Source organism: Enterococcus sp. E4-223 (assembly GCF_035727065.1).
Lineage (GTDB): Bacteria > Bacillota > Bacilli > Lactobacillales > Enterococcaceae > Enterococcus_B > Enterococcus_B faecium.
Map to the genome: position 1 here is coordinate 74,109 of NZ_JAPMLH010000005.1, position 24,902 is coordinate 99,010.

The following is a 24,902-nucleotide window of genomic DNA, read 5'->3' on the forward strand; positions in this document are numbered from 1 at the left end:
AAGGAGGGATGATGATGGCGCAAACAAATCCACGTAGCCGCTTGGCAGAAATCATTCGAGTGTTCATCAATTACAATGTAGTGCCAAACTTTGTACAGCAAAAAAATCCCGAACAGGTAAAAAAAGCCTTTGAAGAACTAGGCCCCACCTTCATCAAGATAGGACAGATGCTTTCTGTTCGAGAAGATTTGCTTTCTTCTGCCTTCACTCAAACATTCAAAACATTACAAGATAGTGTACCTAGCGACACATTTTCAACGGTCAAAAAGACGATCGAAACAGAACTTTCTCTTTCATTATCAGATATATTCGATGATTTTTCCAAATCGCCTTTTGCCTCTGCTTCTATGGGGCAGGCTCATCGTGCCAAGCTGAAGAACGGTGACTCGGTCGTCGTTAAGATCCAACACCCTAACATCGCCGAAGAGATTCGACTTGATCTTCAACTATTTGAACGAGCAATCCCTTTGATCAAATACATTCCTGAAACTAGCGTAGTTGATCTAAAAGGGGTACTCCAAGAAGTAAAACGTTCCTTGATCAATGAAATGGACTTCTTAAAAGAAAGTCAAAATGGCGAACAATTCTATCAAAAGAACAATGGCTGGAAAGAGATCCGCAGCCCCAAGATTTATGACGCTTTTTGTTCGAAAAAAGTGATCGTGATGGAAGAAATGTCTGGTAAAAACTTGAATCATTTAATGAACGCCGAAAACAAAACTGAAACTTTTATCACTGGAATTCAAAACAAGCAGCTGAAACAAGAAGTTGCAAAGCTTTTAGTTGAGAACTTTATGAAACAGGTATTTGATGATGGTTTTTTCCATGCTGATCCTCATCCAGGGAATCTGCTATTCCATGTACTAACAAAAGAAGAACAGACACGAGCTAGCCAAAAAACTGAAACAGTCCATGAAAAAGAGTTCGGTTCCTTTACTTTTCGAGCCTCTACTTCTACAGAAGACCCTGTTGCGCCATATACCGTCAACTACATCGATTTTGGTATGATGGGGCATCTTTCTGCAGGACTTAGGCAAAAACTCACACAAGCCGTTTTAGCGCTGTATACAAAAGATGCTTATCGAATCGAAAAAGCGGTCCTTCGACTTTGTCAGCAAGAAGGCTCGTTTGATGAAAGTCGGTTCCACCAAGAACTGACAAGTTTTCTTGAACAGTATTATGATTCTCCTATTGATGAAATCAACTTGCAAGAAGTATTCACACACGTCGTGACGATTTGTCATCAAAATAATCTGCAGTTCGATCGTGATATCACGCTTTTGCTGAAAGCATTTGGGACATTAGAAGGGGTGATCCGCGTCCTTGACCCTGAAGTTTCCCTCATGGAAGTCGCTTCGCCTTTTGCCCAACATTATTTTCTCACTCATCTGGATGTAGAAGATACATTGAAACAAAGCGGATTAGACTTATTGGAAGGGATGAAGGCTGCGCCTAAGATCCCTCAACAGCTCCACCATCTATTAGAAATGTGGACTTCGGGACAAGGAAAAGTCAATTTGGAATTGAAAAAGCAAGACAAATTATTGAGCAGGATCGAAAGTATGATCAATCGGCTTGTTTTCGGTATGATTTTAGCTGCATTGATCGTAGGGTCCTCCCTGCTTGTCCAAGCAGCACCTGTAGAAAACGCAGAGGTCGTTTCCTTATTAGGGATATTTACGTATGCTATTGCCGCATTCGTCATTATTTTTTTGGCAATCGATGCATTGATCCAAATGTATAAGAAGAGGAAAAAGTAGAAAAAGGTTGTGACAGAAAGAATCAGCTTCAAGAAATAAGAAGGGATTTTGCATAAATTGTTTCTCAAATTTTTGTGAAAATTCGGCTTATTTTTCGAAGAAGCTACTTCTGAAGCACCGAGAATAAAAAATGTGAAAAAGCTGTTCTGCACCCAGTAATAAGAACAATCAAAAAGGAACATGGAACACATTTATCCTGTTTCCCTGTTCCCTTTTTGATGTATTCAAGCATAAATAAAATACCTTCGTTACCTACTATCTTCTGTACTTGGTAAACCTTGGTCAATTGCCTTTTTTAACGCTTGACGAAAAGACATATGATCTTTCTCCGTAAAGGGTTTTGGACCCTTTGTCCTTATGCCAGCTTTTCTTAACTTTCCACTATGATAACGTTGTTCTAGAAGCGTGCCGATATTCGCTTCGTCAAATTCTTTTCCAGAGTGATGGAACACTCGCACACCCTTCGGCAATACAAGTGAAGCTAAACCATAATCTTGCGTGATCAAAAAGTCATTCTTCTTAACCATACCGACGATTTTATAATCCGCACTATCAGCTCCGCGGTCTACGTAGACGATTTGGACATGATTAGCGTATTCTTTGGTCGTATAATGGTCCACACTGGTTACGATAATCACGTCGAGACCATAGGATTCTCCTAATTTTATGACATCTTCTTTTACTGGAGAACCATCTCCATCAATGAATAGCCTCATTCTTTTTCGCCTTCTTCCATAAATGATAAACAGTTACTAATCCGCTCAGTAAGAGACCAACATTGATCCATTTTGCCAAGATAAGCAGTTGTACACTTTCTATCGGCACTGATTCATGGTTCAGCGTGATCAATAATAGATGGATTGGCTCTCCCATTTCTTTTGCTAAAATAAACAAAAGCGTCATCAATAAAAACTGGTGGATCACACTCCCTTTATTTTGAGTAGTATACTTGACAACGATCCGGCGATCCATTGGAATAGCTGCATCAGTTTGATAATATTCCTTATTTAGCCAGCTGCCTGTTACTACGTGCCAGAAACTAAGCAGAAAGACACCTATCGCAAAACCATTTGGAATCAAGAGGACCAATAAAGAAGAACTCAGTCCAAGCAATTGCATAGCCAATGGAGACCATGATAAACGTTTCAAAATCCATGGTCCGACTATTTTTGCTGCAATCAATCCTGCTGCATAAGGCAAATACATAAAAATCGAAAGTTTTTCTAATCCGTACAGTATGCCAACATAAAAACTGCTAAACAAAAAAAGGAAATTCCCTAGCATTCCATTTAGAAAAGTAAACAGATTTAGCCAGCTTGGCAACTTCCATTCCTTCTTCTGGTGTCCTAAAACAAACACGAACAAGATGAACAGCAGCAAGAAACCATAAATAGCAAGATCAAAAAGCCTTTCATCGAATAACAATCGGGCATTTCTCAAAAGAAACAATAAGCCAAAGAATATCAAAAATAAAACAAGCTCTCGCGTAGCTACCAGATTTCTTTTGATGTCTTTGAAATCAAGTTCGTAACGCGGATAATGACTAACCGTATGGTAGGCCATAACGTAAAAAAGTGTATAAATAGTAAAGCTTGCTGCAATCTGAGTCGGTGCAGGCAACTCAATCGCTTGATACAGGAGAAATAGCCAGATAGCTGCAAATAAGTACTTTTTCCCATCCATATTGATAAAACCTTGCGTCTTTTCGTGAAAATTGACCGTGGTATTAGCAGGTACAAGCCATGCTGCACTCAGCCCTAGCAAAACACTTGAAAAATAAAATAAAGGAAAATAAAATACGCCTAATATTCCAAGCAATGAACCAGCACCACCAATCAGCAGAGCGATCATCAGCAACGTGTAACTATCTAGACCAAATCGTAGACTGTTGACTAAAAATAGTCCAGTCATCCGAAAGGCATAAAACAGCGTAAATGGCAAAATCGTCAGCCAATTATGCGAGTCTGTTAGTCCCAAAAATAAAAGATAAGGAATAAAAATAACCGTGTTACTTAAGATAAAGGGCGTTGTTTGTGTAAAATTACGCCCAAATCGTTTGAGTTTTTCGAACATGACAATGGCTCCCTTAAACAGTCTTATAACTAATCTGCTCTTCGATTTTAGCATTAAAGGGGAAATAAACCAATTTTACAGAATATATTCTTGTAAAAAAAATGCAGAAAGAAGCATAAGCTTCTTTCTGCATTTTTACGGTACTTGATTACTCAAGCAGACAAGCCCTTCTCCACAAAAGTCTTGCCCGACACCCCTGCATCCGGCAGGTGATAAAGATAGAAATCAATTATCCTGTGCCTCCAAAATCAATTAGGAGCTCTGTAAACCAGAGTCCTTCTCGACCCGTCGCATAAATTTACTTTAACACAGTTCCTATGTTTATGCGAGAGCTTTTTTCATTTTATAATCGACCATTTGAAATCCTTGACCGATATCTGAAATAAGTTCTTCTGTAATCTCAAATCCTTCATGCTTATAAACCTCGATTGCTTGATGATTTCCCTGGTTCACTCGCAAAAAGATCTCTCTTTCCTTTGTTTGCGCAGCAAGTTCTTCATACCAGCGAAAAACCGAAGAAGTCAATCCTTGGCCACGGGCTTTATTCAGCAAATATAATTTACTTAAATAGATTTTACCTTTTATCTCTTCATAAGCAGTGTAACCGACAGTCTTTTCTTCGCTTTTTAATAAAAAGTAGGACACACCTTCTGTCAGTTCTTTTTGAATCTGTTTTTTTGACTGATAAGTTTTCAGCATGTAATCCACTTGTTTTTGACCAATGATCGGTACAAAAGCTTCCGGCCATACTTCTTGTATGACTGCCATCAGCTCATCCAGTTCATTTTCTGTTACTTTTATTTTTTCCATACACCCACGTCCTTTTTTACATTATAAATGACCTTGCGCTTGATGGAATAAAAAGAGCATGATCATGCTATACACACCTACCGACCATGGTTTCAAGAAAATCACAATCTGCATAAATTCCCTAAAAGATAATTTCGTCAAACCAGCTACTAGACAGATCAAGTCGTCTGGCGCAAAGGGAAGCAGCAAGGTAACGACTAGTACTTTTTTGATATCTTTCGTTTTTCTTGTCAGCAATTCATCAAATTTCTGATACTTTTTTGGCGATAAAATAAGCTGGACAAAGGCTACGCCATAGTAACGGACAAGTAAAAATCCGATTGCTTCCCCAATCACTAGGCCAATACAACTATATAAAAGCCCAAATCCATTGCCAAACATCAGCATGCCCGCTACTGAGGAGATCCCTCCCGGCAAAATAGGAATGATCACTTGGATCACTTGCAGCAGAACAAATATCATCACTGCATACTTGCCAAATTGCTGGATAAACGCTTGCAAAGATGTGCTCGATCGAAAAATCCCATGATGATAAGCATAAAGAATCAACACAAAGAAAAAAAACAGACCAATAATGGGCATGATCTGAAGACATTTTTGTAAAACTGATCCTTTTTTAGACATCTATATTCCCCACATCTTTTTTCATTTATTAAAACTGCCTCCTTAGGGGGTGCGACAAAAGAGCTTCTTCAAAAAAATAAGACGAAATCTCACACAAATTCGAGAAATAATTTTGTAAGTTTCTTCTTATTTATTGGATCTGACCACTTCTGTTACAACCTCTCGTTAAACGGTGTTCAAAAGCTTGCATCTACGATAATAAGCCCAACCCAACGAAAAACGTGAGGAGCTGTTTTATTTGGATGCTCTTATCGCTTAATGCAAAGACAGCTTTTTTACAACCTCTACTTCACGGTGCTCAATCAGCTGACCTTCGGTATTAGCTCAAAAAACGGTAAAATATAAACAGCTATTTTCCGTTTCTTCTTTTAATACTCAGGTCAAGATGCTGTTTTCACAACCTCTTGTTATAAATAAAAAAACAGTTGGCTGGTGACTGTTCAAAAAGCAGAATCCTTGCTTTTCAAACGGTCGCAGTCCGTTCAACTGTTTCGCTGCGCACTATTTATGGTTTAAGAAACTAGCTACTTTTGTTGTAATCAAATCAATAGCAACGTGGTTTTCTCCGCCTTCTGGAACAATGATATCCGCATAGCGCTTCGTTGGTTCGATAAATTGATGATACATCGGTTTAACAACTGTCAAATATTGTTCGATCACGGAGTCCAATGTGCGTCCCCGTTCTTCCATATCCCGTTTGATACGACGAATGATACGAATGTCATCATCTGTATCTACGTATACTTTGATATCCATCAAGTCACGCAGACGTTCGTCTTCTAAAATCAGGATTCCTTCTAGAATGATCACTTCTTTTGGTTCCTGAATGATCGTTGCCTGACTTCTTGTATGCGCTACATAGTCATACACGGGTTTTTCAATGGCTTTATAGTTCAGTAAGTCGCCTACATGCTGAATCAGCAGATCATTATCAAAGGCAAATGGGTGATCGTAATTTGTGTTCAATCGTTCTTCAAAACTCAAATGGCTCTGATCCTTGTAATAAGAATCTTGTTCAAGCATCATGATGGAATGGTCCGGGAAGTTGTTGAAAATCGCACGGCTGACACTTGTCTTTCCGCTTCCGGATCCACCCGTCACACCAATGATAATTGGCTTGCTTTTTGTCATTGACTAAAACCTCTTTCGTATCCGTTTTTTCATTCTAATCTATTATAGCGAAAAAACACGAAAATGCTATATTTTTCTGAAAATTAATCCTTTTCAATTTCCAATAATGAATAAAGTTCCTCTAATGAATCGATTCGATAAGTAGGCTGGATTTCTTCGATTTCTGGTAATTTATTTCTATTGAACCAAATCGTATCGATCCCTGCCATATTTCCTCCTTTGATATCAGAAGTCAAAGAATCACCAATGATCACAGTTTGCTTTTTATCAAAATTAGGAATGTGGGAAAAGACATGATCAAAAAATTCTTTCATCGGCTTTTGCGCTCCGACAGCTTCTGAGACAAAGATATCCTTGAAGTAATCAAGCATTCCTGCATCTGTTAATCGCCGATGTTGCGTGTGCGACACACCGTTCGTCACAATATAAAGTTCAGCATGCGGATGGACCTTTTTCAGGATTTCTAGACTTCCTGGAACAAGATCATGACCTTGGTTCAAGTAGTGGCGGTAGCGTTTTTCCATTTGATCACTATCTACTGTTTTCCCAAATTGCTGGAAAAGTAACCCAAAACGACTGCCTATTATTTCTTCTCGTGATAGTCTGCCTTTTTCAAACTCCTGCCATAAATGATGATTCAAAGCCTTATAGCTGGTTTCGATTTCTGGTGTCAATGTGATTCCTTGTTCTGCAAACAAAGCACTTAAAGCATTGGCTTCAGTTAATTGAAAATCTAACAATGTATCATCTACATCGAACAATAAAGTTTTATATTTCATCTTTTTGACCTCCTATTTAAAATAAATACTTAACTTTTTCATCTCTGCTAATGTCAACGATCGATACTCGCCTACTCCTAGCTGTTCATCTAATTCCAATGGTCCCATGCTTAGCCGTTTCAATGCGGTCACTTTCTTTCCTTGGGCTAAGAACATCTTTTTGACTTGATGGAATTTTCCTTCTTGGATCGTCAATAAAACCGTACTTTGGTGCTTGTCTGCTTTGAGTATTTTTAAATCAGCCGGCTTACATTGATACCCATCAGCGAATACGATTCCATTTTCAAATGCTGTTACGTCTGCTGATGTCACCCTTTCGTTCACAACTACTTGATAAGTCTTTGAAACCTTTTTTTCTGGAAGTAGCATTTCATATCCCAATTGTCCATTCGAAGTGATCAGCAATAGTCCTGTTGTATCTCTATCTAGTCTTCCCACTGGATATAATGGTTGGAAACGATCGGCACTTGCAATCAGATCGATTACTGTCGTCTTTTCTGGATCTGATACAGCTGTAACAGCTTTTTCAGGTTTATTGAGAAGATAATAGGACTCATTTGTTTCTAAGTGTTCACCTGCTACTTCGATTTGATGCAGTAAACTATCTACATTTCGATTTTGTCGAAATTCGACTGTGCCATCTATCATCACTTGCTTCAAAGCAAACAGCCGCTTCATTTCCTTGCGTGTCGTTTCTAATTTTTCTTCTATTAATTTATCTAAACGCATGCTGTTTCCTTTCTTATTACTACTAATTAATTATACCTTGAATATTCTTGCTTGCAAATACATCATCATAGTTATTCCTTGACTTAATTAACAGTTCACGTTACGGTTAAATAGTAAAGTGAATTGGATTTCTCATACACAGCGTAATGACCTGGTGGAGAAAAGTTGAATCCTGACTTTCTAAGGGGAGATGCGCGCATCTCTCCTTTTGCGCTTTTTTAAGCGCCCTGCCTTCGATGATGTGCACGAGATTAGCCTTTAGAATTCACTTAAATAAAATCTGTCCGTTACCAAAGCAGACAGTCACATTTTAAGGAGGAATTTTGGTTATGTCAGTATCATTAGAAGTAAGTAAAAGAGAAGTACGTCCCCGTTCATTAAGAAACAAACTTCGTCACGAAGGGAAAGTTCCAGCTGTTGTTTATGGGTATAAAGTAGAAAGTACCCCTATCTCATTCGATGGTTTGACACTAAGCAAATTGTTGCGTGAGCATGGAGCGAACACAGTCATCACGATGGACATCGATGGACAAAAAGTCAATACATTGGTTCACAAGATCCAAACGAACACTTTTACCAATCATTTCGAACATGCAGAATTTCTATCTGTAAACATGTCGGAAGAAACAGAAGTCGAAACAGAAGTCGTTCTTGTTGGCGAATCAGTGGGTGCTAAATCTGGTGGAGTGTTAGCTCAAAACTTGTATACAGTAGTCGTATCTGCTACACCAGACAAATTGCCTGAACGAATTGAAGTTGACGTGACAAACTTGGAATTAGGTGATTCTATTACAGTAGCCGATCTTCCAAAAAACGACGATTACAAATTCGTGACCGACAGTGAAGAGCAAATCGCTGCTGTAGTCGCTCAAAGTGAAGAAGAAGAAAGCACAGGTGAAGGTGGCGAACCAGAAGTAATCGGTTCAACAGAAGAATAATACTGAAACAATCAGGTGGTGTTAGAAGCGGCGGGTCAGCAGCTTTTAACACGCCTTTTTTTCTTTCTAATCGTTTATTTTCATATGAGGCTTCCACTTTTACAAATAGCTTTGCAAACGAAAAATCCTAATTTACCAAGCTTTTCCTCGCATACTTTTATCGTACCTTTATAAAAATTTATACTTTGAAAAAAAGTATTCAATTATTGTTGCATTTTTCCTGATTCTTTATTAGAATGAACCCTCGTTAAAGTAAGTATTTCTAGTTTATCCTATGATTGATTATAAAAATAAAAACATTCGTTGATTCGAAGGAGGTTAAACAGATGTTTGAAAGTTTTGATAGCAGCCGCAACCGTTACGCTTCAGTTGGTGTAGTATCAAGTTTGCCAGATGAATTGATTGACAGTATATGGTTTATTATTGACCTAGATCTTAAGGGAGTCATTCCATTAGAAAATATATTAACCTTTGATTTGATCGAAAATCGTGGAAAAGTGACGATGCATTTTTCTCAAGCAGGAAGCAATGTGGAAATGGATATTGATTTGCCGTTTGCCTATTCGAACCAATTTCCTGCTCAAGTATACGCCTATGATGACGGTACGAGAGAAACGATCCTTTTACCAAGTGAGATTAGACAATATTAAGGTGATAGATAAACGTGGATGTCCCTTATTTTACAGACCAGGCCAAGTTGTTGATTCTTTGACTCAATTCTTGGCTTCTTTTTATGGAGTTTCATAAATTATCATTGATTTCTAATTGGTATTCTCAGGATAAACGCTATATACTACTAACTAAATTTTAAAGATATAAGGAGTTTAAAAGATGCGCGATTTAACAAAAGGAAGCCCCGCTAAACTGATTTTGATGTTCACTGTTCCTTTACTGATCGGAAATGTTTTTCAGCAGTTCTACAATATGATCGATATGATCATCGTGGGTCAGACGCTAGGTAAAAATGCGCTGGCAGCGGTTGGTGCAACTGGAAGCCTGACATTTTTGATCATTGGCTTTGCCCAAGGTTTAACAGCTGGTTTAGCCATTATTACCGCACAACGTTACGGTGCAAAAGATTATCGGGGTCTGAAGAAAAGTTTTGCTGCTAGTGTTGTCATTAGTCTTGTCGTCACTGTGATTTTAACTGTCCTAAGTCTCCTGTTTATTCGTCCGATGCTTCAATTGATGCAAACTCCTCCTGAAATACTTGATCAAGCACAAACATTTATTTCAATTATTTTATTAGGGATCTTTGCATCAGTCAGTTTCAATTTGCTTTCTAATGTCATTCGCGCACTTGGTGACAGCCGCACACCACTATTCTTTCTGATCATTGCGGTCATCATCAACGTCGTACTTGATTTGATCTTTATTATCTATTTTGGCATGGGTGTAGAAGGTGCAGCTATTGCTACAGTAATCGCACAAGTTTCTTCCAGCGTACTGTGTCTAGTGTATATCAAGAAAAAAATGCCTTTGTTACAGTTACGCAAAAAAGATTTCAAATTTGAAAAAGAAGAGTTTGCTGTACACCTAAACGCTGCTTTGCCAATGGCGTTTCAATCTTCGATCATCGCTGTTGGTGCTATCGTGTTACAAGCAGCACTAAATAGTCTAGGGACAGATGTCGTAGCTGCTCAAGCCGCTGCTGGTCGTATCGACCAATTTGCAAATCAGCCGATGATGTCATTTGGTATTGCAATGGCAACTTTCACTGCACAAAACTATGGTGCGAAAGAATATGGCCGAATCTTGCAAGGGGTACGTCAAACTTTATTGATGAGTGTCGGATTTAGTCTCTTAGCAGGTGCTATCGTCATTTTCTTCGGTCATTTCTTTGTTCAATTGTTTGTTAGCCCATCAGAAACACGTGTATTTGAATTAGCACAAACCTACTTCAATATCAATGGGTCTCTTTACTGGATCTTAGCAGTCCTGTTCATTTTACGCTACACACTTCAAGGGCTTGGACAAAGCAAGATCCCTACGATCGCCGGTATGATGGAATTGCTTATGCGTTCTTTTGCAGCTATCGTTCTTACAGGAATGTGGGGATACCCAGGAGCAGCAGCAGCTTCTCCTTTAGCTTGGATCGGTTCTGTTGCCGTGTTGCTTTACTCTTATATGCGTTCGATGAAACAATTGAAACACATGGGTGAAGAGGAACATTTCACATTAGAACATGCAGAAGCAAGATAGCCTTGATTAAAAGAAATCGTTGCGGCTAAAAATGAAAACTTTTATTGAAAATATCTTCTTCGTTTACCGAAAACAGGTTTTTTAGATAACAAAAAGGCTGTGACAAAAAATGTCACAGCCTTTTTTCTTTTATTCTGTTTTTCTTTCCGTGGACTCTACTTTGAAATAATCGATATGTGCATGCTGGTATTCTAATACCGTGAAACGGAATGATGCAATCTCAATGATTGTTCCTGCTTTTATTTCTTTATATCGGCTAGAAGCAAAGCCCGCAAGTGTAGTAAAATTCGTTTCTTCAAACTCTGGAATCTCTACATGAAAATAACGCTGGAAATCATCTAATGTTAGTTTGCCGGAGATGATATAAGAGCCATCTGACTGTTCCGCTATCAATGCTTCGTCCAAATCTGTCTCATCTCGGATTTCCCCGACAATTTCTTCCAAAATATCTTCAATCGTCACTAAGCCGCTTGTCCCTCCGTATTCATCTTTTAAGATAGCAATATGCTTTCCCTTTTTTCGCATGATCGTCAATAATTTTTTTATAGGGATCGTTTCAGTTGTTACGATCGGCTCTTCAATCAACTGTTCTACTGTCAGCTGGTCATCTTTATAAGATTGCTTGATCAAATCTGGCAAGGTGACATAACCTAAAACATTGTCTTTTGATTCTAAGATAACCGGATAGCGAGTATGTCCTTGTTCAATCGAAGCTTTTATCGCTTCTTTGACGGTTTCTGAAGCTTCGAATACTTGCATGGACGTACGGTCTACTTGTATATCTTTTGCCAAGGTATCATCAAATTCAAACACGTTTTCCAAATAATGATATTCTTCTTTGGTCAACTCTCCTTTTTCATAAGAATTCAATGCGACTAATGTCAGCTCTTCTTGAGACAATGTCTCTTCTCCTTCAGATACGAGACGCACACCTAATAGCTTCCCTAGCCCTGCAGCTGAATGATTCAATACCCAAATAAAAGGAAACATTACTTTATAAAAATAATGAAGTGGTTTAACTACGAACAAGACGACCTTCTCCGTATTGACGATACTATAGCTCTTAGGAAGCAGTTCGCCAATAACCACATCGATATACGTAACTAAAATAAATCCCAGCGCCACAGAGATTGTACTGCTAATAGCCGAACTAAAAGGTAGTTTACCGATCACTGGTTCTAGTAAAGCCGCGACAGATCCTTCACCGACCCACCCGATGATCAAACCGGTTAGCGTAATTCCTAATTGACTAGCTGATAAATAGTTATCTAAATGGTGTGTAACATGAAGAGCTAGCTTGGCGTTCTTTACATTTTCCTTTTCTAGTTGTTCCAATCTTGATCGTCTGATTTTCACTAAAGCAAATTCACTTGCTACAAAAAATGAAGTAATTGCAATCATCAAAAATAAAATAATGAAATTGATAACCATATTCTCCCGCCTCTCTCTTTTTCTATTGTACCCTTTTTCTACAAAAAGATTGAAAATAATGCGTATTCATATTTAGGAATAAAAAAGGAGATGCGGCATTTTTCAGCCACATCTCCTTATCACTTCAAAATCATTGCGTTACTTGTTGCTAAACAGCTTTTTCATGACCTCTGATAAAAACGGTATTCAAAAGCTTGCATCTGCGGCATTAAGCCCAAACAGATGAAAAACATGAGAAGCTGTTTTTATCTGCTCGTTCTTACTGCTTGTTGCAGTACAGCTTTTTCATGATCTCTGATAAACGGTGTTCAAGTAGCTGACATTCGACATTAGTTCAGGTCAAAGCGCTACTTTCACAACCGCTCTTTCAACCATGTTTTCCGAGTATTTCCAATGATAAGCGGAACAGTTTCATGTTTTACTTCGCTGTACTCTAGCCCAAACCATGTTTCTGGCGAGGTAGCGATTTTTTTGATTGCCAGTTTTGCCTGCATGATTTGACGTTGCCATTTTCCTAGAGTTGTCACATTGGAAACTACTTCATCAATCAGGACAAATTGGAAATCACCAACTTCTCGCCCTGGTGTCAGAGAGTATCTTTGTGGCTGTTTTGGCAAACGGCCTTGTTTCATCAAATCATGGATGACTTGGCGAACATATACGTTGATTTCCTGTTGAACCCTGAAACCTAAGAACAGATTCACTTGGACAATAAAATCAGTGTCCATCATATCTACTTGATATTCTTTCGTATATGGCTCATCCGTTACTTCCACATGAACAAACCAATAGACTCGTGCTCTTTTAGGCCGTTTATCTAAAATCGAATAGATGAACTGTCGGCCAACTTTATCTTCAGCCATATCAGGAACCAAGAAGACCACATTTGTCTGATAGATTGGTAAAGAAGTATCATCACGTAATTCTCTAAGCTGCGGGATATAATCTCTCAAAGACACATCCTCGGTTGACGATTCGCGAATAATGTTCCCTTGTTCCCAAATAAACATCACGACTAAGATGATCAAACCAATCAGAACGGCTACAAAACCGCCTCGGAAGAATTTGACAACACTTGAGATAAAGAAAACGACTTCTATCGCACCGAAGAAAAAGGTAACTAAATATGCAAGCCAACGAGAATGCCCATTTTGGATAAGATAAAAGTAAAGCAGTGCTGTTGTCATCAACATCGTCACAGTGATCGATAGACCGTAAGCAGCTTCCATATGATGAGACGTTCGGAATGCGACAACCACTAGAGAACAGGCGATCCATAAAATCAGATTGACTGCTGGGATATACATTTGCCCAATACTGTTCCCAGGATACATGATCTTTAACCGAGGCAGCAGTTTCAACTTGATTGCTTCTGAAACTAGCGTAAACGAACCTGTAATCAATGCTTGCGAAGCAATGACTGCAGCGACTGTTGCAAAAGCAACGCCGATCACGATCCAACTTTGAGGCATCATTTGGAAGAATGGATTCAGGTTCTTGATTTGCTGCGCTTCAGGGTTTTGATAAACATTCAACAACCACGCAGCCTGCCCAAAATAATTGATAACCAAACAAATTTTGACGTAAGGCCAGCTCAGACGAATATTTCGTTTGCCGACATGTCCAAGATCGGAATAAAGCGCCTCTGCACCTGTCGTAGCCAGGAAAATATTTCCAAGAATGAACAAGCCTAATTTGTTATCTGCACTAAAAAGCAGCTGGATAGCATAATAAGGATTCAGTGCACGGATAACTGTCCAGTCTTGACTGAAGTTCATTAATCCCATTACGCCTAAAAAAGTAAACCAAGCGAACATGATTGGTCCGAATGCTTTTCCGACAATATCTGTACCAAAGCGTTGGACCATGAATAAAACAAAAATAATAACTAAAGTGATAATGACGATCACGTTCTGGTTATTACCGAACCGGTCAAAAAACTGCGGAATTCCTCGCAAGCCTTCAATCGCAGTCGTTACCGTCACAGCAGGGGTCAATACCCCATCTGCTAGTAAGGCAGCTCCTCCGATCATTGCAGGAATGATCAAATATTTCCCACCTTTTCGGACAAGTGTGTAGAGTGAGAAAATTCCACCTTCACCATGGTTATCTGCATTCAATGCAATCACGACATATTTGATTGTTGTCAGTAGAGTCAATGTCCAAAAAATCAATGAGACTGATCCGATAACAAAATCAGGATTGATTCCTGACAATCCGCCATTATCTTCAACAATCGATTTCATAACGTAAAGCGGACTTGTCCCGATGTCTCCGTAGACGACTCCCATCGCTACAAGCAGGCCAGCCATTGATATCTTTTTGGTATTGTGCGTTGTTGCCACGTTTTTCCCTCATTTCTTGTTATATGGATATCCTTTAGGTAAGCTTGAATGATAGATGATATTCTTATCCATGACACCAGCTTTCCTAAATTGCTTCTAATTATCCAAGTAACACACTGAAGTGTCAACTTATTTGAATAAAATTATTCTTTCTTTGGACGTTCTCTGATACGTCTTGCCACAAATGAATAAAGAGCAAGGCAAAAAATTGCACCCAATAATGCTGGTATCAAATAAAAACCGCCGAGTTCCGGTCCCAGTGGTCCTAGTAAAAATTCGCCGAGCCAACTACCTAAAAAACCGATAATGATATTTCCAGATACGCCTCCCGGGACTTCCTTTCCTAAAATTGCGCCAGCTATCAAACCTAATATACCGCCGATAAATAACGACCATAAAAAATTCAGCATCTCCTTTCCCTCCTTTATCCATATTTCTCACTTTTATTTTACGCTTTATTCAGAAGGACTCCAAAAATATGCGCCAAGAAACTCCAGAAAAAAAGAAGTTGTAACAAAAGTGTTCAGCTTATTTCCGTAGAAGCTGCTTCTGGAACACCGTGAATCAGAGGTTGTGAAATCAGCGGTTTGACCTGAGTATTAGAGAAACAAACGGAAAAATAGTTCCTCATATTTTGCCGTTTTTTGAGCTAATATCGAGGGACAGCTGATTGAACATCGTTTATTGGAGAGGTTGTAAAAAAGCTGTTCTGCATCAAGTAATAAGAACAGCCAAGTAAAAACAGCTCCTAATGTTTTTAACTTGGCTGAACTTATTACCGCAGATGCAAGCTTTTGAACGCCGTTTATTCGCAAAAAAAGGACTGTGACACGGCTTTTGTCACAGTCCCCTTTTTTCGAATAATTATTGTCCCCCTGTCACCTTCACGATCACAAGTACATTATTCCTATGAATTAAATTATTTTTCTTCATTTTTCGTTGAACCATCTTCGTTCAACATTGCTTTTCTTGACAGATTTACGCGTCCTTGTTTATCGATTTCAGTTACTTTCACAAGGATCTCATCACCTAGTTTAACAACATCTTCGACTTTATTGACACGATCGTTTGCTAATTGGGAAATATGGACAAGTCCATCTTTTCCTTTGATCAAGTTGACGAATGCACCGAATTTTTCGATACGGACAACTTTCCCTAGATAAACTTCACCAACTTTGACTTCTTTGGTCAAATCTTCGATGATCTTGATAGCTTTTTTGATCATTTCTGCATCAGCTGAAGCAATACTTACTTTTCCGTCTTGATCGATATCGATTTTCACACCAGTTTCATCGATGATTCCGTTGATCGTATCGCCGCCTTTACCGATAACATCTTTGATTTTAGCAGGTTCGATCTGGATCATTTCGATTTTTGGTGCATATTGGCTTAATTCTTCACGTGGAGCAGCAATCGTTGAAGTCAATTCTTCTAAGATTTCCATACGTGCTTGTTTTGCTTGAGTTAATGCTTCAGTTAGGATTTGTTCTGTGATTCCTTGAATCTTGATATCCATCTGTAAAGCAGTGATACCATCTTTTGTACCGGCAACTTTAAAGTCCATATCGCCAAGATGATCTTCCAGCCCTTGGATATCAGTTAGGATCGTATAGTTTTCACCATCAGAAACAAGTCCCATCGCAATACCGGCGACTGGTGCTTTGATTGGTACACCTGCATCCATCAATGCTAATGTGCCAGCACAGATACTTGCTTGGGAAGAAGAACCATTTGATTCCAATACTTCTGCTACTAAACGGATCGTATAAGGAAATTCTTCTTCTGAAGGGATTACTTGTGCTAACGCACGTTCACCTAATGCGCCATGTCCGATTTCCCGACGCCCTGGAGAGCCTGCACGTCCTGTAGAACCAACAGAAAATTGAGGGAAATTGTAGTGGTGGATGAATCGTTTGCTGACTTCCACCCCTAAACCATCAATGATTTGGTGCTCTCCTAGAGGTGCGAGTGTACAAGCTGATAAAGCTTGTGTTTGTCCTCGTGTGAACAAACCTGATCCATGTACACGTGGCAATAAGCTGACCTCTGATGACAATGGACGGATTTCATCCAATTTACGCCCGTCAGGACGGATCTTATCGATGGTGATCAATTCACGTACGACATCTTTTTCAAGATCTTCTGTGATTTGTTTAACTTCTTTCAACAAGTGATCTTCATCTTCATGACCTGCAAATTTCTCAGCATAAGCTTCGCGGATATCGATCTTCACTTGCTCGATATTATCTTCGCGAGCAAGTTTTTCTTCAGTCATTACTGCTGCTTTCATTGTAGCGTAAGAAGCATCAAAGATTTCTTTTTTCAATACTTCATCAACTTGCAGTAAAGTCACTTCCATTTTTTCTTTCCCTACTGCTTGAACGATTTCTTCTTGGAAAGCAACTAACTCTTTGATAGCGTCAAAACCAAACAGCAATGCACCAAGCATGTCTTTTTCTGAAACTTCTTTCGCGCCGCTTTCAACCATATTGATGGCTTGTTTCGTTCCGGCAACAGTCAATTCGATATCTGTTTGTTCTGCTTGTTCTACTGTTGGATTCAAGACGTACTCGCCATTTACACGACCAACTTCTACGCCTGCGATTGGGCCGTCAAATGGGATATCTGAGATTGATAGTGCTAAAGAAGAACCTAGCATTGCTGCCATAGCTGGCGAGCAGTCTGTTTCTACACTCATCACGATGTTCGTTACTTGGACTTCATTACGGAATCCTTCTGCAAACATCGGGCGAATTGGACGGTCGATCAAACGGGCAGTCAATGTTGCTTCCGTACTTGGACGGCCTTCTCGTTTGATGAAACCTCCAGGGATTTTCCCTGCTGCATACATTTTTTCTTCATAATTGATCGTTAATGGGAAAAAGTCTGTATCTTTTGCTTCTTTAGAGGCCACAGCTGCACTTAAGACTACTGTATCTCCATAACGGACTAAAACGGCTCCGTTTGCTTGTTTTGCTAGCTGACCGACTTCGATTTGTAAGGGACGGCCGCCCCATGTCGTTTTGAATACTTGTTTTTCTGACATAACTTCTCCTTTTCCTTCTCGTGAAAGCAAGACGCTACTAAACAAATGAAAACTGCCGAAAGCCGTCTTTTGAGCAGCTTTCATTTGGTTAGTAGGAGTCCATCTAGCTTGATCACGGAATTTTACTTAATTGATATACGAGTAAAAAAAGTGAGATTCATGTGAATCCCACTCTTTTTGACTAAAATTAACGACGCAAGCCTAAACGTTTGATCAATTCGCGGTAACGTTGAACGTCAGTTTTACGTAAGTAAGCTAACAAGTTACGGCGGTGACCAACTTTTTTCATTAGGCCGCGGTATGAATGATGGTCTTTTTTGTGCACGCGTGCATGTTCATTCAAGTGGTTGATTTCTTCAGTTAATACAGCGATTTGTACTTCTGGAGAACCAGTATCCCCTTCATGGCGAGCGTATTCGTTGATGATTTCATTCTTGCGTTCTTTTGAAATTGCCATTTCTTTCACCTCTTTCGATTATTCCCCTGCGACTGAGTAAAACGTTGGTGATTCGCTTAACCAAGTGGCAGGTCATGTGCCTAGAGCACACAGCTATACTTTACCTGAAACCGGGTTGAAAATCAAGTAGTTAATCATTAAGAAAAGGTAGTTTTCAAACAATCTTACTACTACTTTTCCATTTTTGTGGTAAACTATAATGCGAAAATAGACTTGAAACACAGTCTTTTAAGAAAGGGGTACATATTCCATGATTACAATGGATGATATCATTCGTGAAGGAAATCCGACCTTACGCGAAGTTGCAAAAGAAGTTTCTCTTCCATTAAGCGAAGAAGATATCTCTTTAGGAAAAGAGATGCTTGAGTTCTTAAAAAACAGCCAAGATCCAATCAAAGCTGAAGAACTACACTTACGAGGCGGTGTTGGCTTAGCTGCTCCTCAATTAGATATTTCTAAAAGAATCATTGCTGTTCACGTACCAAGTCCTGACCCAGAGGCAGATGGACCTTCTCTAAGTACTGTTATGTATAATCCTAAAATTTTGAGCCATTCTGTTCAAGATGCTTGTTTAGGGGAAGGTGAAGGCTGTTTATCTGTTGATCGAGAAGTACCAGGATATGTTGTTCGCCATGCCAAAATCACTGTGTCTTATTATGATATGAATGGTGAAAAACACAAGATTCGTTTGAAGAATTATGAATCGATCGTCGTTCAACATGAAATCGACCATATCAACGGTGTGATGTTCTATGACCACATCAACGATCAAAATCCATTTGCACTAAAAGAAGGCGTATTGGTAATCGAGTAGAGAATTGGCAGGTTCCTTCGATACTATGCTACAAGAAAGCTTTATAAAAAAGGGGAGTGCTCAAAAGCTGCACTTCCCTTTTTTATGTTTCTCCACTAATCGAAATTTAGATAGACATCTAGAAATCACAATTCCAAAAAATTCTGTGTATTGGATACGCATCTTTTCTTATTTTTTCTTATTTCTTCCATATGGGTGTTTATCTCAGAGATGATAGAATAGTTTCTAGGATAAAAAGTAGCAGCTACGATGTTATCCTTCGTAGAGAATTCCTGCTTCAGCTAGTTTTTGTTTGATGTTTTTCAGCATATGCTTTTCTGGGTAGCGGATCGTATGCAGATGGATGCCGCCTGTTAATTCGGATAACAAAGTAGCATTACTTTTTTGATAACGTCTCATAAAGGAATCGATATCTTGTGGCGTTTTGATGTGCAAAGTTCCTGCTAACTCACCGTAAAGGGGATGTTCCACAATTACATCAATGATTTCTCCACCATTTTCAACGATTAGTCTCAGTTCTTCTTCTGTTTGATCTTTTCCATGCTGGACAGCGATTTTACTGATGTGCCCAGTATTGGTTTCTTCTGTTTCGAGGATATAACCTCTTGCTGTTGCCACGATACTTTTACCTGCAGCTCGTAGTAAAGCAATATCGCCTACAATGATCTGGCGGCTGACTCCAAAAGTTTTCGCAAACTTGCTAGCACTCACTGGTTTTTCTGTATTTGCCAAGGTTTGCATGATTTGTTTTCGCCGTGTCTCTCCTTCGATCACACTTATTCCTCCTTCATTTTGTTTTGGTATTCGCGCGAGTGTTTCATCAAATCAACATACGTGTCTGTTATTGTTTCCTTATATCCCTTATTTTTCAGCAGACTAACAACTTTATCCAATACTTGCTGCTCTCTTTTTGCATCATAAACTGCTTGGTTTTCTTCTTTTTTCACTTGTCCTATTTTAGTTACCGTATCCATTCTTTTTTCTAATAAAGCAACCAACTCTCGATCGATCATATCGATCTTATGACGTAATGTTTCAAGAGACTCTTCTGTTAGTTCTTCCTCTACTGTCTTGATGATACGAGCAGGATTTCCTGCAATCACTACATTGTCGGGAAAAGATTTGGTCACAACCGAACCTGCGCCGACTACTACGTTGTCCCCTAGAGTGACACCCGGCGTGACGATAACTCCTCCGCCTAACCAAACATTATTACCGATTTTAATGGGTTTTGCGTACTCCAGACCGCTGTTACGTTTCACTGGATGTAGTGGATGCGTCGCCGTGTAAAGCTGGACATTCGGAGCGAACATGCAGTTATCACCGATTTCAATCGTGCTGACATCTAAAAATGTACAATTGAAATTTGCATAAAAATTCTCCCCAACAAATATATTATATCCGTAATCAAAATTGATAACTGGCTCCATATAGATTTTTTTCCCTGTACGGCCAAAAGTCTCTTTCAACAATTGGGATCGCAGTTCCGCTGATTCTGCTTGGTTGATGATTTGGCTTTGACTTCTTGCAAACATACGGTCGGCAACCAGCTCAGGATCATTGGCAAAATAAAGCTCGCCTGCAATCATTTTTTCTTTTTCGGTTTTGAATTCAGTCATAATCTGCTCCTAATTCTTGTATTTTTTTGAAAACAACCGCTCCGTCTTCTTGAATAAACGTATAAGGCTCCGCTAAATAAACAGGCGTTTGATTGATTACTAAGATTTTGGCTGACGGCTGGCGAAACTGTACCAGATCACAAAACGGATGAACTTGAAAACTCGTTCCAACAATGACGATCAGCTCTGCTTGGCTGACGGCATAAGCCGCCTGCTCCATGACTCCATCTTGAAACCCTTCACCATATAACACGATGTCTGGGCGTATTTGTCCTCCGCATGCTTGATGTTTGTCGCTGTGAAGATATTCTTTCCAGTCTACCGTTTGTTGACATTTTCGACAATGACATTGATACAGACTCCCATGAAAATTGACGAGTTGCGGGCTTTTAGCCTTTGCGTGCAAACCGTCGATGTTTTGGGAAACAACCCAAACATTTTTTTCTTTCGCTAGATGTGCTATTTCCAAATGAATGATATTGGGTTTTGCTTCAGGATGATAAATCTTTTTGACAAATTGATAGAATTTATCCGGTTCATTCACCATTGCTTGATGACTCAGCAAGTATTCCGGCTGCTCCATCCCGTGGTAGATTCCTGACAAAGATCGATAGTCTGGCACTCCAGAAGGTGTGGATACCCCTGCACCGGTCAAAAATGTAATTTGCTGATAAGCTAATATCTCTTTTGCTGCTTCGTCTACTGTTAATTGTTTCATGTTTTGTCACCTCACTTTCCATTATAGCCCATACTCGAACAAATTTATTGTTGAAAAGTCAGAAAAATGGGAATAAAAAAGTGTTATGGGCATTTGAGCAATTTATCACAATGTTCACTGACAAAAGAATGAAAACGTGTTACAATACTGCTGTATAAAAGTGAGGTGAATCGATATGTTACCATTCTTTATTTATTGGGGCGTTATTCTGGCTTGTATCGCCTGGTTAGCGTTAAGCGTTTATTTCTCTGTTTTTTATCTTGTACGCAAAGAAAATGGAAATCTTTGGGCTTTTGCTTTATTCAACGTGATTGCCGCAATTGTTTTAGCCATTACATTAGCCGTATATCGAACATGGGGCTGGGGAATCACCCAATACTCAAGTTTGATTTATCTAATATTAGCCATTTATGGCGTCGTTGTTCTTTTGCAAGCGATCCTAGGACGTGAGCCAAAGAAAGCGGCAGCTTAAATGATCGAGATGGAACTGGACACAGGAAATTTTCTGTTCTAGTTCTTTTTTTATTGTATTACATACATTTTTGTGTATAATTATACTATCGTTTGCAATGGATAGATGATTCACATTTTGATTGTTTTTTCGGTAAAAGTAAAGATTTCTATATTTATCAGTATTTTTTCAAAAAACAGCAGTTATAGATTGACAAAGCCTCTCGAGTATCGTAAACTTTTTTTGTATAAATAACTGAATACGAGATGCCTCAATCAATGAGGTAGAGGTCGCGAGAATCATTAACCCTGTGGAGTGAAGCAAACATGGAGAAGCAGGAATAGGGAGGATCGCCGAAATGTGCACTTTTTTGCTTGGAGTGTATGTTGGGACGCAAGTTAAGAGCTTGCGGACTGTCTTAGCAGTGATGCTAAGTTGCGCTATGTTTTGTGAGAGGTTTATCACCTTATGGAATTTTAGCGGCCTTTTTATATCTATAAATCGGTCGCTTTTTATTTTTTCAGATAAAGCTTTACCGCATTTCATCTAGACCGCTCGTGTATCATATAATCAGAAAGGAAGAAAAAAATGAAAAAAAATATGGTTTCAGTTGCCGTACTATTTGCTTTTGTCTTCTCACTATTCAGTGTGGGATCTCTGGCAAATGCAGATGAAAAAACACCGAGCGATGAGTTTCGCGTAGGTATGGAGGCTGGGTATGCACCCTTCAACTGGTCTCAACAAACAGATGAGAATAATGCCTTGCCAATTCAAGGCCAAAATAGTTACGCCGGCGGTTATGATGTTCAAATCGCTAAAAAAGTAGCAGATGGTTTAGGGAAAAAATTAGTCATCGTCCAAACGAAATGGGATGGTCTGGCTCCTGCCCTTCAATCAGGCAAGATCGACGCGATCATCGCCGGAATGAGCCCTACTGCTGAACGACGAAAAGAAATTGATTTTACCGATCCTTATTACGAATCACAATTAGTAGTAGTAGTTCAAAAAGATAGCAAATATGCAAAAGCAAAAAGTTTAGCAGATCTTTCTGGAGCAAAGATCACTGCTCAGTTAAATACATTCCACTATACTGTGATCGATCAGATACCAGATGTGCAGAAACAACAAGCAATGGATAATTTCTCAGCAATGAGAACAGCTTTAGCTTCTGGAATGATCGATGGTTATGTCAGCGAACGTCCGGAAGGTGTAACGGCAACTAGTGTGAACAAAGACTTGGAAATGCTTGAATTCAGCGGTGCAGATGGCTTCCAGACAAACCCGGAAGATGTTCAGATTTCTGTTGGTATGCGTAAAGGCGACCCGGATATCCAAAAAGTAAACCAGATTCTTTCTGGCATCTCTAACGATGAACGAACCAAAATTATGGATCAAGCAGTCAAAGATCAGCCTGCTGCAACTGATAGTGAAGAAAAACCTGGCATCATTTCTGATTTCACTACGATTTGGAAACAATACGGCAATATGTTCTTACGAGGTGCTGGACTTACCTTGTTCATCGCATTGATCGGGACAGTTGTCGGTACTACACTTGGATTACTGATTGGTGTCTTCCGTTCGGTACCTGAATCAGGAAATGCACTGACTCGCTTCTTCCAAAAAATCGGAAATGCACTTCTTTCTATCTATGTCGAAGTATTCCGCGGGACACCGATGATGGTGCAAGCAATGGTCATCTTCTACGGTCTGGCACTCGCTTTTGGCATTTCATTGAACCGAACGATTGCCGCTTTGTTTATTGTCTCTCTCAATACTGGAGCTTACATGACAGAGATCGTTCGTGGGGGGATTTTTGCAGTAGATGAAGGGCAGTTCGAAGCTGCGCAAGCCATTGGTATGACCCATGGCCAAACGATGAGAAAAGTTGTTATTCCACAAGTTTTACGGAATATCTTGCCAGCAACAGGAAATGAGTTTGTTATCAATATCAAAGATACAGCAGTTTTAAGTGTAATCGGCGTAGCTGATTTGTTCTTCCAAGGAAACTCTGCTTCCGGTGCGAATTTCCAATTCTTCCAAACATTTACGATCGTCGGGATCATCTACTTAGTCATGACCTTTACGATCACCAGAATCCTGCGGGCGGTAGAAAAGAAAATCGATGGTCCTTCAGCTTATACCAAGCTTGAAGAAATCGACAATTCAAATTTGCAGGAATAAGGAGGAAGAATCATGAATGAAAAAATTATTGAAATCAAACATCTAAGAAAAAGCTTCGGTGAAAATGAAGTATTGAAAGATATCAGCGTAACAGTCAATAAAGGTGAAGTTGTGACGATCATCGGTTCTTCCGGTTCTGGTAAATCTACTTTCTTGCGCTGTATCAATTTACTGGAAAAACCAACAGGCGGCGAGATCATTTATAATGGAGAAAATGTATTAGCTCCTAAATATAATTTACCTAAATATCGAACGAATCTAGGTATGGTTTTCCAATCCTTCAACCTGTTCAACAATATGAACGTCTTGGAAAACTGTATGTCTGGTCAAACAACTGTCCTGAAACGAGATAAAGAAACTGCTAAAAAAGTAGCAATTGAAAATCTGGAAAAAGTTGGTATGGATCGTTATATCGAAGCTAAACCAGCACAATTATCTGGTGGACAGAAACAGCGTGTCGCAATTGCTCGGGCATTATCAATGAATCCAGATGTATTGCTATTCGACGAACCTACTTCGGCGTTAGACCCTGAAATGGTTGGTGAAGTGCTTAATACGATCAAAGACTTAGCACATACTGGCTTGACAATGCTTATCGTGACGCATGAGATGGAATTTGCAAAAGATGTATCTGACCGTGTCATTTTTATGGATAAAGGTGTGATTGCAGAAGAAGGTACACCAGAAGATATCTTTGTCCATCCGAAAGAAGAACGTACAAAAGAATTCCTTTCACGTATTTTAAATGCTTAGATCAATAGCTGATTGGGACAAAGAGCTGCGGTGTTTACCGC

The 24,902-nt window shown here is 39.3% G+C and carries 23 protein-coding genes and 1 riboswitch; of the genes, 8 read left to right on the forward strand and 15 right to left on the reverse strand.

Annotated features, from left to right (window positions below; genetic code table 11):
- Positions 1 to 14: 14 nt before the first annotated feature.
- Positions 15 to 1,760 (forward strand): ABC1 kinase family protein, encoded by a 1,746-nt coding sequence (locus tag OS139_RS08165; protein WP_002331997.1) that lies wholly within the window; start codon positions 15 to 17, stop codon positions 1,758 to 1,760.
- 248 nt (positions 1,761 to 2,008) lie between these two features.
- Here OS139_RS08165 and OS139_RS08170 read toward each other — a convergent pair whose 3' ends face one another.
- The 7 genes from OS139_RS08170 to OS139_RS08200 all read right to left on the reverse strand — a co-directional run bounded on the left by OS139_RS08170 (position 2,009) and on the right by OS139_RS08200 (position 7,906).
- Positions 2,009 to 2,476: a YaiI/YqxD family protein gene (locus OS139_RS08170; RefSeq protein ID WP_002307386.1), complete on the reverse strand. Its 468-nt coding sequence runs from the start codon at positions 2,474 to 2,476 to the stop codon at positions 2,009 to 2,011.
- Complete coding sequence (locus tag OS139_RS08175) at positions 2,460 to 3,833, reverse strand: hypothetical protein (RefSeq protein WP_002331998.1); 1,374 nt, start codon at positions 3,831 to 3,833, stop codon at positions 2,460 to 2,462. Before OS139_RS08175 ends, OS139_RS08170 begins: the two co-directional genes overlap by 17 nt.
- A 321-nt stretch (positions 3,834 to 4,154) precedes the next feature.
- Positions 4,155 to 4,643: a GNAT family N-acetyltransferase gene (locus tag OS139_RS08180; protein ID WP_002307382.1), complete on the reverse strand. Its 489-nt coding sequence runs from the start codon at positions 4,641 to 4,643 to the stop codon at positions 4,155 to 4,157.
- Positions 4,644 to 4,664: 21 nt separating this feature from the next.
- Complete coding sequence (locus tag OS139_RS08185) at positions 4,665 to 5,267, reverse strand: TVP38/TMEM64 family protein (RefSeq protein ID WP_002294220.1); 603 nt, start codon at positions 5,265 to 5,267, stop codon at positions 4,665 to 4,667.
- A 501-nt stretch (positions 5,268 to 5,768) separates the two neighbouring features.
- The gene (gene udk, locus OS139_RS08190) at positions 5,769 to 6,398 is read right to left on the reverse strand and encodes a uridine kinase (protein WP_002289751.1); all 630 of its coding nucleotides are present in this window, start codon (positions 6,396 to 6,398) and stop codon (positions 5,769 to 5,771) included.
- A gap of 83 nt (positions 6,399 to 6,481) precedes the next feature.
- On the reverse strand, positions 6,482 to 7,177 hold the full coding sequence (locus tag OS139_RS08195) for a YjjG family noncanonical pyrimidine nucleotidase (protein ID WP_002317068.1): 696 nt from the start codon (positions 7,175 to 7,177) through the stop codon (positions 6,482 to 6,484).
- A gap of 12 nt (positions 7,178 to 7,189) precedes the next feature.
- Positions 7,190 to 7,906: a 16S rRNA pseudouridine(516) synthase gene (locus tag OS139_RS08200; protein ID WP_002325204.1), complete on the reverse strand. Its 717-nt coding sequence runs from the start codon at positions 7,904 to 7,906 to the stop codon at positions 7,190 to 7,192.
- Between the two features lie 329 nt (positions 7,907 to 8,235).
- Between OS139_RS08200 and OS139_RS08205 the strand changes: the two genes are divergently transcribed.
- The 3 genes from OS139_RS08205 to OS139_RS08215 all read left to right on the forward strand — a co-directional run bounded on the left by OS139_RS08205 (position 8,236) and on the right by OS139_RS08215 (position 11,046).
- Positions 8,236 to 8,844, forward strand: coding sequence for a 50S ribosomal protein L25/general stress protein Ctc (locus OS139_RS08205; protein WP_002299254.1), 609 nt, complete (start codon positions 8,236 to 8,238; stop codon positions 8,842 to 8,844).
- 326 nt (positions 8,845 to 9,170) lie between these two features.
- On the forward strand, positions 9,171 to 9,494 hold the full coding sequence (locus OS139_RS08210) for a DUF960 domain-containing protein (protein ID WP_002289744.1): 324 nt from the start codon (positions 9,171 to 9,173) through the stop codon (positions 9,492 to 9,494).
- A 181-nt stretch (positions 9,495 to 9,675) separates the two neighbouring features.
- Complete coding sequence (locus OS139_RS08215; RefSeq protein ID WP_002289277.1) at positions 9,676 to 11,046, forward strand: MATE family efflux transporter; 1,371 nt, start codon at positions 9,676 to 9,678, stop codon at positions 11,044 to 11,046.
- Positions 11,047 to 11,175: 129 nt separating this feature from the next.
- Here OS139_RS08215 and OS139_RS08220 read toward each other — a convergent pair whose 3' ends face one another.
- The 5 genes from OS139_RS08220 to rpsO form a co-directional block, all read right to left on the reverse strand.
- Entirely contained in the window at positions 11,176 to 12,477 is a 1,302-nt protein-coding gene (locus OS139_RS08220; protein ID WP_002294228.1) for a hemolysin family protein, read from the reverse strand.
- Between the two features lie 353 nt (positions 12,478 to 12,830).
- Positions 12,831 to 14,822 (reverse strand): KUP/HAK/KT family potassium transporter, encoded by a 1,992-nt coding sequence (locus tag OS139_RS08225; protein ID WP_002307375.1) that lies wholly within the window; start codon positions 14,820 to 14,822, stop codon positions 12,831 to 12,833.
- A gap of 143 nt (positions 14,823 to 14,965) precedes the next feature.
- Positions 14,966 to 15,232 carry a GlsB/YeaQ/YmgE family stress response membrane protein gene (locus tag OS139_RS08230; RefSeq protein ID WP_002289280.1) on the reverse strand — a complete coding sequence of 89 codons (267 nt, stop codon included), beginning with the start codon at positions 15,230 to 15,232 and terminating at the stop codon, positions 14,966 to 14,968.
- Between the two features lie 509 nt (positions 15,233 to 15,741).
- Entirely contained in the window at positions 15,742 to 17,868 is a 2,127-nt protein-coding gene (pnp, locus tag OS139_RS08235; protein ID WP_002307373.1) for a polyribonucleotide nucleotidyltransferase, read from the reverse strand.
- A 187-nt stretch (positions 17,869 to 18,055) separates the two neighbouring features.
- Entirely contained in the window at positions 18,056 to 18,325 is a 270-nt protein-coding gene (gene rpsO, locus OS139_RS08240; protein ID WP_002289282.1) for a 30S ribosomal protein S15, read from the reverse strand.
- A gap of 250 nt (positions 18,326 to 18,575) precedes the next feature.
- Between rpsO and def the strand changes: the two genes are divergently transcribed.
- The gene (gene def, locus OS139_RS08245) at positions 18,576 to 19,139 is read left to right on the forward strand and encodes a peptide deformylase (protein WP_002289284.1); all 564 of its coding nucleotides are present in this window, start codon (positions 18,576 to 18,578) and stop codon (positions 19,137 to 19,139) included.
- A 252-nt stretch (positions 19,140 to 19,391) separates the two neighbouring features.
- On the opposite strand, the gene OS139_RS08250 is transcribed toward def, so the two are convergent.
- Genes OS139_RS08250 through OS139_RS08260 form a run of 3 tightly spaced genes read right to left on the reverse strand, consistent with a single transcriptional unit; the run spans position 19,392 to position 21,476 of the window.
- A complete protein-coding gene (locus tag OS139_RS08250; protein ID WP_002294232.1) occupies positions 19,392 to 19,913 on the reverse strand; it encodes a transcription repressor NadR in 522 nt (173 codons plus the stop codon).
- 2 nt (positions 19,914 to 19,915) lie between these two features.
- On the reverse strand, positions 19,916 to 20,758 hold the full coding sequence (locus tag OS139_RS08255; RefSeq protein ID WP_002294234.1) for a chorismate mutase: 843 nt from the start codon (positions 20,756 to 20,758) through the stop codon (positions 19,916 to 19,918).
- Positions 20,751 to 21,476 carry an NAD-dependent protein deacylase gene (locus tag OS139_RS08260; RefSeq protein ID WP_002297083.1) on the reverse strand — a complete coding sequence of 242 codons (726 nt, stop codon included), beginning with the start codon at positions 21,474 to 21,476 and terminating at the stop codon, positions 20,751 to 20,753. Before OS139_RS08260 ends, OS139_RS08255 begins: the two co-directional genes overlap by 8 nt.
- Positions 21,477 to 21,651: 175 nt before the next feature.
- On the opposite strand from OS139_RS08260, the gene OS139_RS08265 reads away from it, so the two are divergent.
- The 3 genes from OS139_RS08265 (at position 21,652) to OS139_RS08275 (ending at position 24,861) form a co-directional block, all read left to right on the forward strand.
- Positions 21,652 to 21,948: a hypothetical protein gene (locus OS139_RS08265; protein ID WP_002293448.1), complete on the forward strand. Its 297-nt coding sequence runs from the start codon at positions 21,652 to 21,654 to the stop codon at positions 21,946 to 21,948.
- 255 nt (positions 21,949 to 22,203) lie between these two features.
- A riboswitch (Lysine riboswitch) is annotated at positions 22,204 to 22,378 on the forward strand.
- A 137-nt stretch (positions 22,379 to 22,515) separates the two neighbouring features.
- On the forward strand, positions 22,516 to 24,108 hold the full coding sequence (locus OS139_RS08270) for an ABC transporter permease subunit (protein ID WP_002297081.1): 1,593 nt from the start codon (positions 22,516 to 22,518) through the stop codon (positions 24,106 to 24,108).
- 12 nt (positions 24,109 to 24,120) lie between these two features.
- A complete protein-coding gene (locus OS139_RS08275) occupies positions 24,121 to 24,861 on the forward strand; it encodes an amino acid ABC transporter ATP-binding protein (protein ID WP_002294240.1) in 741 nt (246 codons plus the stop codon).
- The last annotated feature ends 41 nt before the right edge of the window (positions 24,862 to 24,902 follow it).

Coding starts and splice junctions, on each gene's coding strand:
- OS139_RS08165 (WP_002331997.1), top strand. CDS start 15: ATGGCGCAAACAAATCCACGTAGCCGCTTGGCAGAAATCATTCGAGTG.
- OS139_RS08170 (WP_002307386.1), bottom strand. CDS start 2,476: ATGAGGCTATTCATTGATGGAGATGGTTCTCCAGTAAAAGAAGATGTC.
- OS139_RS08175 (WP_002331998.1), bottom strand. CDS start 3,833: ATGTTCGAAAAACTCAAACGATTTGGGCGTAATTTTACACAAACAACG.
- OS139_RS08180 (WP_002307382.1), bottom strand. CDS start 4,643: ATGGAAAAAATAAAAGTAACAGAAAATGAACTGGATGAGCTGATGGCA.
- OS139_RS08185 (WP_002294220.1), bottom strand. CDS start 5,267: ATGTCTAAAAAAGGATCAGTTTTACAAAAATGTCTTCAGATCATGCCC.
- udk (WP_002289751.1), bottom strand. CDS start 6,398: ATGACAAAAAGCAAGCCAATTATCATTGGTGTGACGGGTGGATCCGGA.
- OS139_RS08195 (WP_002317068.1), bottom strand. CDS start 7,177: ATGAAATATAAAACTTTATTGTTCGATGTAGATGATACATTGTTAGAT.
- OS139_RS08200 (WP_002325204.1), bottom strand. CDS start 7,906: ATGCGTTTAGATAAATTAATAGAAGAAAAATTAGAAACGACACGCAAG.
- OS139_RS08205 (WP_002299254.1), top strand. CDS start 8,236: ATGTCAGTATCATTAGAAGTAAGTAAAAGAGAAGTACGTCCCCGTTCA.
- OS139_RS08210 (WP_002289744.1), top strand. CDS start 9,171: ATGTTTGAAAGTTTTGATAGCAGCCGCAACCGTTACGCTTCAGTTGGT.
- OS139_RS08215 (WP_002289277.1), top strand. CDS start 9,676: ATGCGCGATTTAACAAAAGGAAGCCCCGCTAAACTGATTTTGATGTTC.
- OS139_RS08220 (WP_002294228.1), bottom strand. CDS start 12,477: ATGGTTATCAATTTCATTATTTTATTTTTGATGATTGCAATTACTTCA.
- OS139_RS08230 (WP_002289280.1), bottom strand. CDS start 15,232: ATGCTGAATTTTTTATGGTCGTTATTTATCGGCGGTATATTAGGTTTG.
- pnp (WP_002307373.1), bottom strand. CDS start 17,868: ATGTCAGAAAAACAAGTATTCAAAACGACATGGGGCGGCCGTCCCTTA.
- rpsO (WP_002289282.1), bottom strand. CDS start 18,325: ATGGCAATTTCAAAAGAACGCAAGAATGAAATCATCAACGAATACGCT.
- def (WP_002289284.1), top strand. CDS start 18,576: ATGATTACAATGGATGATATCATTCGTGAAGGAAATCCGACCTTACGC.
- OS139_RS08255 (WP_002294234.1), bottom strand. CDS start 20,758: ATGACTGAATTCAAAACCGAAAAAGAAAAAATGATTGCAGGCGAGCTT.
- OS139_RS08260 (WP_002297083.1), bottom strand. CDS start 21,476: ATGAAACAATTAACAGTAGACGAAGCAGCAAAAGAGATATTAGCTTAT.
- OS139_RS08265 (WP_002293448.1), top strand. CDS start 21,652: ATGTTACCATTCTTTATTTATTGGGGCGTTATTCTGGCTTGTATCGCC.
- OS139_RS08270 (WP_002297081.1), top strand. CDS start 22,516: ATGAAAAAAAATATGGTTTCAGTTGCCGTACTATTTGCTTTTGTCTTC.
- OS139_RS08275 (WP_002294240.1), top strand. CDS start 24,121: ATGAATGAAAAAATTATTGAAATCAAACATCTAAGAAAAAGCTTCGGT.